The sequence below is a fragment of the Bradyrhizobium sp. AC87j1 genome, assembly GCF_002936975.1.
GTDB lineage: Bacteria > Pseudomonadota > Alphaproteobacteria > Rhizobiales > Xanthobacteraceae > Bradyrhizobium > Bradyrhizobium shewense.
Map to the genome: position 1 here is coordinate 1 of NZ_PTFE01000159.1, position 11,533 is coordinate 11,533.

General features: G+C 61.1%; 9 protein-coding genes and 1 tRNA gene. 2 read left to right on the top strand and 8 right to left on the bottom strand.

The features are described 5' to 3' along the window. The 4 genes from CV770_RS38955 to CV770_RS38965 form a co-directional block, all read right to left on the bottom strand. A partial coding sequence (locus CV770_RS38955) for a VCBS domain-containing protein (RefSeq protein WP_201760235.1) occupies nucleotides 1-1,443 on the bottom strand: 1,443 nt, incomplete at its 3' end. 3 nt (nucleotides 1,444-1,446) lie between these two features. Then, nucleotides 1,447-1,809 (bottom strand): hypothetical protein, encoded by a 363-nt coding sequence (locus CV770_RS41925; RefSeq protein WP_146101441.1) that lies wholly within the window; start codon nucleotides 1,807-1,809, stop codon nucleotides 1,447-1,449. A gap of 1,686 nt (nucleotides 1,810-3,495) precedes the next feature. Beyond that, nucleotides 3,496-3,687 carry a hypothetical protein gene (locus tag CV770_RS38960; protein WP_028144438.1) on the bottom strand — a complete coding sequence of 64 codons (192 nt, stop codon included), beginning with the start codon at nucleotides 3,685-3,687 and terminating at the stop codon, nucleotides 3,496-3,498. A 167-nt stretch (nucleotides 3,688-3,854) separates the two neighbouring features. Next, nucleotides 3,855-4,571 carry a hypothetical protein gene (locus CV770_RS38965; RefSeq protein ID WP_104466091.1) on the bottom strand — a complete coding sequence of 239 codons (717 nt, stop codon included), beginning with the start codon at nucleotides 4,569-4,571 and terminating at the stop codon, nucleotides 3,855-3,857. A gap of 470 nt (nucleotides 4,572-5,041) precedes the next feature. On the opposite strand from CV770_RS38965, the gene CV770_RS38970 reads away from it, so the two are divergent. Beyond that, complete coding sequence (locus tag CV770_RS38970) at nucleotides 5,042-5,359, top strand: H-NS histone family protein (RefSeq protein WP_104466087.1); 318 nt, start codon at nucleotides 5,042-5,044, stop codon at nucleotides 5,357-5,359. A 1,009-nt stretch (nucleotides 5,360-6,368) separates the two neighbouring features. After that, entirely contained in the window at nucleotides 6,369-6,605 is a 237-nt protein-coding gene (locus tag CV770_RS38975) for a hypothetical protein (RefSeq protein WP_091962904.1), read from the top strand. 130 nt (nucleotides 6,606-6,735) lie between these two features. On the opposite strand, the gene CV770_RS38980 is transcribed toward CV770_RS38975, so the two are convergent. From CV770_RS38980 to CV770_RS38995, 4 genes are all read right to left on the bottom strand, one after another. Continuing rightward, nucleotides 6,736-6,811, bottom strand: a tRNA-Lys gene (locus CV770_RS38980). A gap of 157 nt (nucleotides 6,812-6,968) precedes the next feature. Further along, nucleotides 6,969-7,589, bottom strand: a complete 621-nt coding sequence (locus CV770_RS38985) for a Spy/CpxP family protein refolding chaperone (protein WP_104466088.1) — start codon at nucleotides 7,587-7,589, stop codon at nucleotides 6,969-6,971. Nucleotides 7,590-7,841: 252 nt separating this feature from the next. Further along, the gene (locus CV770_RS38990) at nucleotides 7,842-8,846 is read right to left on the bottom strand and encodes a TRAP transporter substrate-binding protein (protein ID WP_104466089.1); all 1,005 of its coding nucleotides are present in this window, start codon (nucleotides 8,844-8,846) and stop codon (nucleotides 7,842-7,844) included. A 239-nt stretch (nucleotides 8,847-9,085) separates the two neighbouring features. After that, entirely contained in the window at nucleotides 9,086-10,648 is a 1,563-nt protein-coding gene (locus tag CV770_RS38995; protein ID WP_104466090.1) for a 2-isopropylmalate synthase, read from the bottom strand. Nucleotides 10,649-11,533: the final 885 nt, after the last annotated feature.

Consider the following 11,533-nt stretch of genomic DNA (forward strand, 5'->3'; position numbering starts at 1 on the left):
GATCGTGACCGTCACGATGCCGCTCGCGGTCCCGTCCTGGCTGGTCACCGTGAACTGGTCCTGCACCTGCTGACCGGCGGTGAGCTCGTTGTGGGCGCCGTTGCCGGCGTAGCTCCAGGCGCCGTTGGCGTCGATGGTGAAGTCGCCGTAGCTGCCGTGCGCATTGCTCTGCGCGACGACATGGGCTTCGCCGCTGTCGGGATCCACAATCGTGAGCTGACCGCTGGTGTTCAGCGCGGCGGCGGCATCACCCTCGGTGACGGACTTCGAGTCCGACGAGACCGTGGCCGCATCATTGGTGCCGGTAATGGTCACCGTCACGATGCCGCTCGCGGTGCCATCCTGGCTGGTGACCGTGAACTGGTCCTGCACCTGCTGCCCGGCGGTGAGCTCATTGTGGGCCCCGTTGCCGGTGTAGCTCCAGGCGCCGTTGGCATCGATCGTGAAGTCGCCGTAGGTCCCGTGGACGTTCGATTGCGCCACGACATGGGCCTGGCCAGTATCCGGGTCGATGATGGTGAGTTGGCCGCTCGTGTTGAGTGCGGCGGCGGCATTGCCCTCGGTGACGGACTTCGCCTCGGAAGAGACCGTAGCCGAATCGTTTGTGCCTGTGATCGTGACCGTCACCGTCTGGGTAGCTGTCGAGCCGTGGCCGTCATTGATCGTCACCACGAAGCTCTCGGTGATCGTCTGGCCCGCAGCGAGGTACTGGGCGGCCGCGTTGTTAAGATTGTAGTGCCATTGCACCGAGCCGTTGGCGGCATTGGCCGTCTCGTTGACAGGATCGAGCGAGAAGGCGCCGAGCGACGTGGTGTTGGAAGAGGCTGCCGCGAACGAGGCTGAATGCGTGTCGCCGAGATCGGCATCGTTGAAACTGATGGTGCCGGCCGCGCTCTGCGAATCCGAGAGATCCGGCGTGGCGTTCGCGTCTTCTACCACCGAGCCGCTCTGCGGACTCGATGTGATGATGACCGAGTCGTTTGCGCCATTGAACTGGAGTGTCACGGTCGCCCAACTGAGCGTGCCATTACCCAGCTGGATAGCGTAGGTGAATGTGTCAGTCAGCGTTTGACCGGTCGCCAGCGCCTGAAGCTGAGCGTTGATGTCGCCCTTGTCGTAATGAAGGGTGCCGTCCGCTTCAATCCAGATGCGTGCACCGAGGGCGCTGCGGTCACCGGTTGCGGCCATTCCGGCGGCATCGCTGCTGTACGCCACGTCCTTGACCAGCAGATCCGCAGGTGCGTAGGTCTTGGTGGACGCGGAGGCGCTCGTTCCATTGTCCAGGGAGAACAGCGTCTTGGCCGCGCCCCCAAGGTCATTTGCCAGCACATTCAAGATGAGAATGTTGCTGGCGTCTTCCGTAAACGAGAAAATGTCCGTGTTGGCTTGCGGAGTATTGCCGAACGAAACCGTGCTGCCGCCGCCCGTTGTCTGCGTCGCCATAGCTTAAATCCTCTGGGTGATACGCCGTCCGCATTCACGGACCGGCACAAATTGCACAATGGCGCGGGGATGATCGGCCGTTGCCTTGCCTATGCTGCTGAAGAAAAATGCCGAGCTGCTCAGCATGCCTGCCGTCATGCTCAGCGCTTCGAAAATGTGCGAACAGAACACGTGCCGCTCAAGCCTGTTTGGGGCTAGAGTCGATCCGAGCTCGCGAGCGGATGTCGTGTGCACGGTCGCGCGCCCGACAGCAGCCATGTTTGCAAACCGCAAACTTGGCAGGATCGGAAGATCGCAAATTGACGGAGAAGAATTCGAACTTGCCCGAGCCCAGCCGAACATTGCTACAAAATGCGTGAACGTCATTCGCAACCCTCGTCTGCCAATGCAGAGCAGAGAGCCTCGCCGCAAATCAATTCACGCAATTTGGTAGCGCTCGCTCGGACGGCGACAGGTCCGCCACCAGCGACAATCAATCAGCTGCTGCCAAGTCACTCGAAAAGATCTAGAGCGGTATCCCCCTGCCCATCGCGGCCGGCGCTTAGCCGCCCACGTTTGGCAATTATTGATCTTGCAATATTCGCGGCTCGAGAAGCGACGACCGTGATCAAGAAGCGCCACAGTCATTTGCTCCTGATTAAATAAAACCTATTTTAAATTAAAGCATCAGTCCATTTATTTATTTAAGCGCTATATTTAATAATTAATACATCGAAATCAATAACAAAGAGGCCCCTGCGTCTCTCCTTGCGAGGCGACACCGGAATTTTACGGCTTTTCTCCCAGATGAACTCGGTTCGCGAGATGATATTTGCTTCGCGTGGATCGGCAGTTCGCAGGGAGCAATTGGAGCCGAAACTCAGCCCAGCCTACGAAGACGAGGCATGAAAGCACCGGTCCAACAATACTTTGCACCAACCTGTGATTATTAATTTGCGCACCCGACGATCCAGGCCCACCCGCCGTGAAGCGGCGGACGTGGCCTTCAATGTGTTGCTGGTCATCCCATCGGGTCAGTGTAGCCGTCCTTGTCGCCCGGGCGCCGTTCCAAAGCGTGAGACCAGCGCCCTAAGAGCGAGACGCGTAGCCAGAGCGCTGATGCAATCCGATGGCTGGGTTATATGGCTCGGTAGCCGGCGCATGTGTCCTGGGGGGCGGCGAGAAGAGTCCTCGATGCTCTCGCACGAAGCTTCGCATCTCCTGTTGCTGTCCCGCGCAGGTTTCTCGTTCGCTTTAACGCGCAACAAGGCCCCGGCAAGCCGCATTCGAAATCCATGTGAAGCTTAAACCGAAACCAGTTCCCGGTTGACGCGCGAACGCAACCAAATCGACTGCCATTAAATGATATATTTGATTATTGTGTATAATCATGATGACTCCATCGCAAAATTGAAAAATATGTTGGGGAAAAGAAAACATGGGAGGTTGAAATGGAAGCTGCCCGCCGCTTTCGCGCAATGGCACTACTTTGCCGACAGACTGCCGCACTCCAACCCGAGAGAAGCTGGAAACTGCTTGCAGAGGCAGAGTACTGGGAGCATCTGGCGGCTGCGGCTTTAGCGCATTGAGCTTAGGTCGAGGGTTCTTTGTCTTTCGCTTTTCGTCGACTTCTTACTTCAACATTTTCCGAGGCATGCGATGTCGAGTACGCGTCAGATTTTTTCTAGTGCTGTTCTGAGCGAACGGCACCAGGCGCTTCTGGAGGAGCTTAGAGAGGTGGAGAAGCTTCGAAGTAAGCTCCGACATGTAGAAGCAAAAACAATCGGCAGAAGACGGCGTACCAAAGCGAGCGGCAGAGCAAGAGCCGTTTAGAGACCCGCCGGGTCCGACGGTTGACCCACATTGGCTCACTCGCGCGATTCAATTCACGGATGCCCGCGCTCCTCGCATCTGCCACCACTTTGAAAGAGGACTGGGCGCCCTCATCCCCGCAGTAGCGAGCCTCGGCGATGACGTAGCTGCGACATGTCGCCCAACCAGCCAGGCCGGGGTGCCTCACAATGCTTGAACTAAACTCGGCGGCGAGACCGGCCACCTATTCAGGATCGCGCGTTAGCTCCGACTTTCATTCGACGTTGCACTTCGGAACACCGCAACGAGTCGATCGCCTTCCCAAAGCTCAACGTCGTGCTCGTCATGCATTTGCTCGGCTCGGCGTCTCGCCGCCTGCTCGTCAATGCAGTCGAGCTTTGCAGCGCAGATCACTTGCCGGCTGCCGTCCACCACGAACACCTTGTACCGCATGATGCAGTCCGATCCAAAGACGAGCGTCATCGTACTCGAATGTCGGTCTAAGGCAGCGCCAAACTGAGTGACGACGCACGGAACCTTTATACATGTGGCAGTTCGGCTATACCTGCTCGTTCAATCCCCTCGGTCGCGCGGCGCGCAGTACTTTGTATGTCGCTACCTCAGTGGCGTAATCGCACTGCGTGCCGAAGCGTGCGGCTCGAGCTTAAGAGCGAGAGGCCACCAAGCGTCATCAGCAGCACACCGAACCAGGCCGTCCAGCTGCGCGCTTCGCCGTGCGCCACTGCGGTGCGCGCCCCCAGCGGCACATCTTGAGGTGGGTCGGCGGGCGCGGCGGCGAGGAGCTGCCCAGCGTCGACTTGGCCCGGCACGGAGTGTTCGGGCGCGAGCTGGTTGCTGGGAAGATCTACGATGGGGGCCGCCGACATCAGGGTAGGGCCCGTGCCGAGATCGGGAGCGGCATCTGCTACCTGCATTTCGGGTACAGGCGTCTGAGATCGCTCGGGCAGTGCGGAGCGCAGCAACTCCGCGCGCGCATCAACGACCGCGCTCCGCCTGGTCTGCGTGGTCCCGTTTTCGTCCAAACTGGCGTTGCGGTCTTTGGCCACGCGAGCCCGAATGGGCTTCTTCACCGTCGCGATGCCCTCGACCAGGAACCAGCATTTGCGGCGACCGTCCATTCGGTAGACCCAATGCTGTCCGCCACTGGTCGAGGTACCGGGACGCGGCACGCATTCGGCTTGCGGCGGAGAGGCTACCGTGGGTTGGGACGTAGCAGTATTGAAGAAGTCGGCAACAGGATTGGAAGACGCGGGCGCCGCCGAAAAACCTCCGACAAGGACCAGACTGGCGAAGTACAATCGCAATTGACCGGACATCGAAAACTCCCGGGTGCGCCCTAGCCCCGCTTGAGCCTCAGCGGCGACAACGGCCCCCATGCGGCTTAAATCGGGCGGCGCGATGAATTAATTGTACTCTTGACCACCTAATTAATATGCAGGCCCAGCACTCCAGGGGTGCAACACGAGGCAGCGCGATCGATTCATCGATCCATCTGAGTTGCGCCGGCCCTCGCTCCCGCCCACGATCCGCGCCGCGCCCCCCGGTCGATCACCATCGTTGCGCTCGTCGAACACTCCGAGGGGTGAGTTTGTGGCTGTTACGAGACGTGGCTACCCTCGCAGCGAATTAAATACTCCGCCACGATATTACCACTTTCGCGCCTTTCTCCCTGCCACCTCTCAAATTTAAATGTGGATTGCACGATCAATATTTAACTGACGGCTTGTCTGCTCCCGGATTCCCGACTTGTCTGCCTGGGCCTTCTGCCCAAGATTCGGATGGAGCCATGAACACCGCGCATTTTAATTCGCTCTCCGTTGACGAGCTCTGGATACTTCACCAAGAGGTCGCCGCCAAACTCGCTCAGAAAATGGCGGTGCAAAAAGCACATTTGGAGGAAAGGCTCCACAGGATTGAACTGGCCAACGAGGCCACACGGCTCAATCGTAAGCGCCGCCGTCCATACCCGCCCGTCCGTCCCAAATATCGCAATCCGAAGAACCCAGCGGAGACATGGTCGGGTCGCGGCAGGCAGCCGCGATGGCTGCGTCCGCAGCTTCGAAGCGGCCGAGATTTGGACGATTTCCTGATCGATCAGGCTTGAGCTCAAAAGCGGCAGACAAATTGAGCGCCGATTGCGGCATTTTGGATGGGAATGCTGGCGCCGGCTGCTACCTCTTGGGGCTCTGAGCTTTTCACATCATCGTTTAAACGCGGGGTCATAACCATGCTTGGAGGATGGCCATAGCGAGCGCACTTGCGATCTGGCTGATGGTCTAGTTGAATCGCTCGGGGGCCCGCGGCGCAGTGAAGACATCGACGGGAATCTCAGGCTCGCGATGGCCCGCGTCTAGTCGTGGAGCCCTCTGAAGCGCCGCCTCACCGCATTCCACGCTCGAAGGACTGGAAGGAGGAGGGCGACGAGAAGAACTCTGATTGCAACCGGCGTCATTCCGCGCCGCAGGAGTGGTGGGTCGTGATCGACCGAGCGACCGGCCGTCGTGTTGATCGTCACCGGAGATGGGGTTCCTGCTCGCCCAATAGGTCCCGGTCTGCGCGAGGGCAGGACAACTACAACGAACAGAACGTTCACCAGCAGCCATATTCCCACAATGAGAAGGAAAGTACGCACGAGGAACGACCATCGTTTGATCTAGAATATGCCGAGCTTACTCCTGCCTCATACCCGGCGCGCAACCGGCAACACTGGGTTCGCGGACGGAGCCGCCTCAGCGCAGCCGGCACATTGACATCCCCCGAGGCCGTTGGGCCCCGAGCGCTTCACGAGCGTCTAGGATCGCTCGCAGCCTAGTCCGGCGCAACACTCGCGTCTGTGCGCTTTCGAACATTCGTGCCCCTGCAGGTATGGTAGTTCTATGCATCATCCGGCGAGAGCCGGACAGGGATGGCTCATCAGCCAGGACGGCCGTCCTCAGCCCGCAATCCCTGAAACCGGGTCATGGAGCATGGCTAAATTTCGCAGCACGATGAGCGGCGAATTTGGCGATCCACATAGAACCAATATCGAGTTTCGGCAGTTGACTCCCGGTGGATCCGAACAAGCAAACTGATCATTCGGGCCGAGGATAAGTTTAAAAGCTGAGCCGGCACACATGAAGGACCTCCGACGACGTTTGGAAAAGGTCCGCGCTGACGCCAGAGAGTTTGCGCTGATGAGTCAGCGGGCGACGGACATAGAAAAGCGCGAGCTGTTTAAGCGCTTGGCGGATGAGCTCGCCTTCGAGGCTCTCGAGCTTGAGCTAATCGTGAAGAAAAATGAGCCACCTAATCCGTGCGGCCAGCACGAGGTCGTGGAGTTTAAGCCACCCTCTCAGCGAAAGCGCGGCTGACGCGGAAGAGGTTAAACCGGCCAGATCGTGCGTGCACGCCGTGTCCACCCCACGCAAAGAACGTCGCACGAGACGTGCATTGTTCTGTCGAAGAATTTAAAAAAGCCCTTGCGGGCCAATCTCTTAAGGGTGGTGGGCGCACCAGGGCTCGAACCTGGGACCCGCTGATTAAGAGTCAGCTGCTCTACCAACTGAGCTATGCGCCCGAAAGGCGGTTAGTGCCTTGCGAGGTCGGTCGTTTAGCAAAGCGATCCGGGTCTGGCAAGCGATGCAATGAAGGTTTTTCCACAGTCCCCAGAAAGCGAAAAGCCGCTGGATTCCAGCGGCTTCTCCAGGGTTAATGCCCGCGAAATCCCGCCCCGTTCAGAGCCGGCCCTCGCGATCGCGGCCCTCGCCGCCGTCGCGGTCGAAACGGTCACGATGGAAGTGCTCCATGCTGCGCTCCATCATGCGGTCCATGCCGCGTTCCATGAAGTGGCGGTGCGGGCCGTCTTCGCCGCCGCCGAACGGGCCGCGGTGGCGGGTCAGCACGGCGAGGCGCCGCTTCTGGCCCTCGTCCAGGGTCTTGTAGAGGGGGTCTGCGGCATCGGCGATCTTCTTCAGGGCCGCCGAGGTCGCGCCCATGTCCTCGGCGCGCTGGCGCAGGCGGGCGACCGGATCCTCCGGCCTGTCGGCGTCCTTGTCAGCATTCCTGCCGGCATCGCCGGGACCGGCATTCATCCGCGCATTGGCGCGGTCGATGCGCAGCTTGGCGAATTCGCGCACGGCAGCCTCGACCGGCGGCCACAGCTTCTCCTGGTCGGCGTTGAGCTTCAGCCCGGCATGGACGGCGGCGATCCGCGCGTCGACAAAAGCGGCGCGGTCTTCCGGGTTCATGCGGATGTGGCGGATGTGCTCCATCCACGGGCGATGATATTGGGCATAGACCGCGCCCGAGCCGGCAATGCTGAGCACGGCGATGGCGGCGATGGTGAACTTCTTCATCCGGACCTCCTCTGGAAGGATGTCCCTGAAGATGGGCGCGACCCGGCGGACGCGCAACTTACAACTTGGACAGGAAGCGCGCCCTTACCAGGACTGTAACGCCCGATTTTACCTCCAGCCGCAATCGGACATCATTCGCAACAAAAAGGCTTCCGTGCAGGCCGCACGGAAGCCTTCGTTCATCGTTCGGGTTGATCAGTGTCGTCGTGCTCAGTTCGTCGTGCTCAATTCGTGGTGCTCAATTCGTGGTGCTCAATTCGTGGTGCTCTTGGCTTCCTTGAGGAATTCGTCGATCAGCGGCTGGCCGATGCGGCCTGCGGCGTCCTTGTAGACCGGCTCCATCGCCTTGCGCATCGCCTCGTCCTGCTCGCCGGTGAGCTTGATGATCTCGCTCTTGCCGCTCTTCTTGATCTCGGCGAGCGCGTCGTCGTTTTCCTTCTGCGACTGCGCGTTGCTGAAGTCGGTCGCTTCCTTCATCGCCTTGGTGAGCGGGTCGCGGATGTCGGCCGGCAGATCGTCCCAGAACTTCTTGTTCACGATCACGACGTAGCCGATGTAGCCGTGATTGGTCTCGGTGATGTACTTCTGCACCTCGTGCATCTTCTGGGTATAGATGTTCGACCAGGTGTTCTCCTGGCCGTCGACCACGCCGGTCTGGAGCGCCTGGTAGACTTCCGAGAACGCCATCACCTGCGGCAGCGAGCTGAGCGCCTTGAACTGCGCCTGCAGCACGCGCGAGGACTGGATGCGGAACTTGACGCCCTGATAGTCGGCAGGCGTGATCAGCTTCTTGTTGGCGCTCATCTGCTTGAAGCCGTTGTCCCAATAGGCAAGGCCGGTGATGCCCTTGGCGTCCAGCAGCTTGAGCAGCCGCGTGCCGAGCGGTCCTTCCGTCACCTTCCGCAGCGTCTTCAGGTCGGGCAGGATGTAGGGCAGATCGAACACTTCGAACTCGCGAATGCCGAGCGGTCCGAACTTGGAGTTCGACGGCGCCAGCATCTGCACGCTGCCGAGCTGGAGCGCCTCGAGCTCTTCCTTGTCCTTGTACAGCGTCGAGTTCGGGTAGACCTCGACCTTGACCTTGCCGCCGGTGTACTTCTCGGCCAGCTCCTTGAACTTCTCCGCCCCCTTGCCCTTCGGCGTGTCGGTGGCGACGACGTGGCTGAACTTGATGATGATCGGCGATTGGGCCGATGCCGGCCCGGCAAGTCCGAGTGCCAGTGCCGCGATGGACGCGGCGATCGCGAAGGTGCGCATAATCTCTCCCTGTTATTTTCTAAGCCGCCCGGCGCGCGGGCGGCCAATCCTTATGCCGACAGCATCAATAGCGGCTGGGAGACGCAGCCGCTATTGGCCGTTAGCAGGGCAGGTATTTATCATAAATGCCGTCATTCCGGGGCGATGCGAAGCATCGAACTCCGGTGCGCAACTGCGCACCTGAGAATCTCGAGATTCCGGGTCACCTCTTTGAGGCGCCCGGAATGACAGCCGGACGGTCAGCTCGCCGCCGCCGTCGTCACAGTGTCGCGCTGGCGCTTCATGACGATCTTGTTGAGCGCGCCGAGATAGGCTTTGGCGGAAGCCACCAGCGTGTCCGGATCCGCCGCGCGTGCCGTCATCGCGCGTCCCTCCTGCGACAGCCGCACCGACACTTCGGCCTGCGCGTCCGTGCCTTCGGTCACCGCGTGGACCTGATACAGCTCCAGCTTGGCCTCGTGCGGGACCAGGCGCTTGATGCAGTTGAACACCGCGTCCACCGGACCGTTGCCCTCGGCCTCCTCGATCTTGATCTGGCCATCGACGTCCAGCTTCATGGTCGCGCGCTGCGGACCGTGGGTGCCGGCGATCACGGTCAGCGAGGTCAGCTTGATACGGTCGTGCGAGGCCGCCATCTCCTCGTCGACCAGCGCCTCGATGTCCTCGTCGTAGATGTCCTTCTTGCGGTCGGCCAGCGCCTTCATCCGCGTGAACGCGTCTTCCAGCTGGTTCGGGCCGAGCTTGTAGCCCATCTCCTCCAGCTTGTGCACGAAGGCGTGCCGGCCGGAATGCTTGCCGAGCACCAGCGAGGACTGCTTCAGGCCAACCATCTCGGGCCGCATGATCTCGTAGGTGGATGCGTCCTTCAGCACGCCGTCCTGGTGGATGCCGCTCTCATGCGCAAAGGCGTTCCGGCCGACGATCGCCTTGTTGTACTGCACCGGGAACGAGGTCGCCGCCGAGACCACCTTCGAGGCCCGGGTGAGCTGCGTGGTGTCGATCTTGTTCCAGTACGGGAATTTGTCGTTGCGCACGTTGATCGCCATCACGATCTCTTCGAGCGCAGCATTGCCGGCGCGCTCGCCGATGCCGTTGATGGTGCACTCGACCTGGCGCGCGCCGCCGACGACGCCGGCCAGCGAGTTCGCGACCGCCATGCCGAGGTCGTTATGGCAGTGCACGGAGAACACAGCCTTGTCCGAGTTCGGCACGCGCTCGATCAGCGTCTTCATGAAGTGGGTGTATTCCTCCGGCACCGTGTAGCCGACGGTGTCGGGGATGTTCACCGTGGTGGCGCCGGCCTTGATGACGGCCTCGACGATGCGGCACAGGTAGTCCATCTCGCTGCGGGTGCCGTCCTCGGCCGACCATTCGACGTCGTCGATCTGGTTGCGGGCGCGGGCGACCATGGCGACCGAGGTCTCGAGCACTTCTTCCGGCGTCTTGTTCAACTTCACCCGCATGTGCAGCGGCGAGGTCGCGATCACGGTGTGGACGCGGCCGCGCTTGGCGAACTTCACCGCTTCGGCGCAGCGATCGATGTCGGCCGGATGGGCGCGGGACAGGCCGGCGATGACGGCATTCTTGGAGCGGCGGGCGATCTCGCTCACCGCTTCGAAGTCACCTTGCGAGGTGATCGGGAAGCCGGCTTCGATGACGTCGACGCCCATATCGTCCAGCAACTCGGCGACCTCGAGCTTCTCCTCGAAGGTCATGGTGGCGCCGGGGCACTGCTCGCCGTCGCGCAAGGTGGTGTCGAAAATGATGACGCGGTCCTTGTCGGACTGGTTCGCGGTGGCCATTGCAAATTTCCTTTTGAGCTTTTGCGCCGTCAGTCTACTGGGCGCTTGAGGTGTCCGGTGATCTCGACCAACCCCTGAGCGCCCAGGCGCGTCGCGCCCAGCCGGCCCTCAGGGGCAAGTAAGAAGGAGGCCGCCAATAAGGAGGGTGGGCAGCAGCGCGGCCGGGATCGTGGCGGCGGCCAGAGCCACCTCCCCCGAAATCCCATCGATTTGGCCGCGAATCAGCATTACCAGACCCTTTTGAGCCCCAAATCCTCGGTCAAAACCGTTGACGGTTGGTTGCCGGGAGGCTCAGTGACCCGTTTCTAGACGAGAAATAGCAGCAACTGCAACGCCAAAAGATGGTCAGGGGGCCTGACCTGGTTGGCGCGCTGGCCTGGTTGGGGCAAGGCTCCGTGTCCCGGACGCGCTGCAACGCAAAGCGTCGCAGCGCAGAGCCGGGACCCAGGGGCGGCACGGCACGCGGCGAGATGGCCCCGGCTCTGCAGCGCACCACTTCCGGACGATGCTTCGCATCGCCGGGGACGCCGCGCTGCGTCCGGGGCATGAGAGCGGAGTGAGGCGCACGCTGTCTCCACCTCGTCATCGCGATGCTCCAGTGCACATCCCAGCGGCGCTGCCGTAGGGTGGGCAAAGGCGCAGAGCGCCGTGCCCACGATCTCCGTCCATAAGCAACAAGGCGTGGGCACGCTGCGCTTTGCCCACCCTACGATATCGAGTTTGTGGCACGCAGCTCAGCTCACGGACACGCCTTCGCGGCCTCGCGGCGCATTTCGCCCGAGCTTTGCTTGATCGCTCCACCCTCTAATCCAAGAGGGCGCAGGGAAGGCCGGGTGCTGGCTCGCACCCGCGGTCCGCTGCGCGAAATGCACACGCAGGAAGAAC

Coding starts and splice junctions, on each gene's coding strand:
- CV770_RS41925 (WP_146101441.1), bottom strand. CDS start 1,809: ATGACGTTCACGCATTTTGTAGCAATGTTCGGCTGGGCTCGGGCAAGT.
- CV770_RS38960 (WP_028144438.1), bottom strand. CDS start 3,687: ATGCGGTACAAGGTGTTCGTGGTGGACGGCAGCCGGCAAGTGATCTGC.
- CV770_RS38965 (WP_104466091.1), bottom strand. CDS start 4,571: ATGTCCGGTCAATTGCGATTGTACTTCGCCAGTCTGGTCCTTGTCGGA.
- CV770_RS38970 (WP_104466087.1), top strand. CDS start 5,042: ATGAACACCGCGCATTTTAATTCGCTCTCCGTTGACGAGCTCTGGATA.
- CV770_RS38975 (WP_091962904.1), top strand. CDS start 6,369: ATGAAGGACCTCCGACGACGTTTGGAAAAGGTCCGCGCTGACGCCAGA.
- CV770_RS38985 (WP_104466088.1), bottom strand. CDS start 7,589: ATGAAGAAGTTCACCATCGCCGCCATCGCCGTGCTCAGCATTGCCGGC.
- CV770_RS38990 (WP_104466089.1), bottom strand. CDS start 8,846: ATGCGCACCTTCGCGATCGCCGCGTCCATCGCGGCACTGGCACTCGGA.
- CV770_RS38995 (WP_104466090.1), bottom strand. CDS start 10,648: ATGGCCACCGCGAACCAGTCCGACAAGGACCGCGTCATCATTTTCGAC.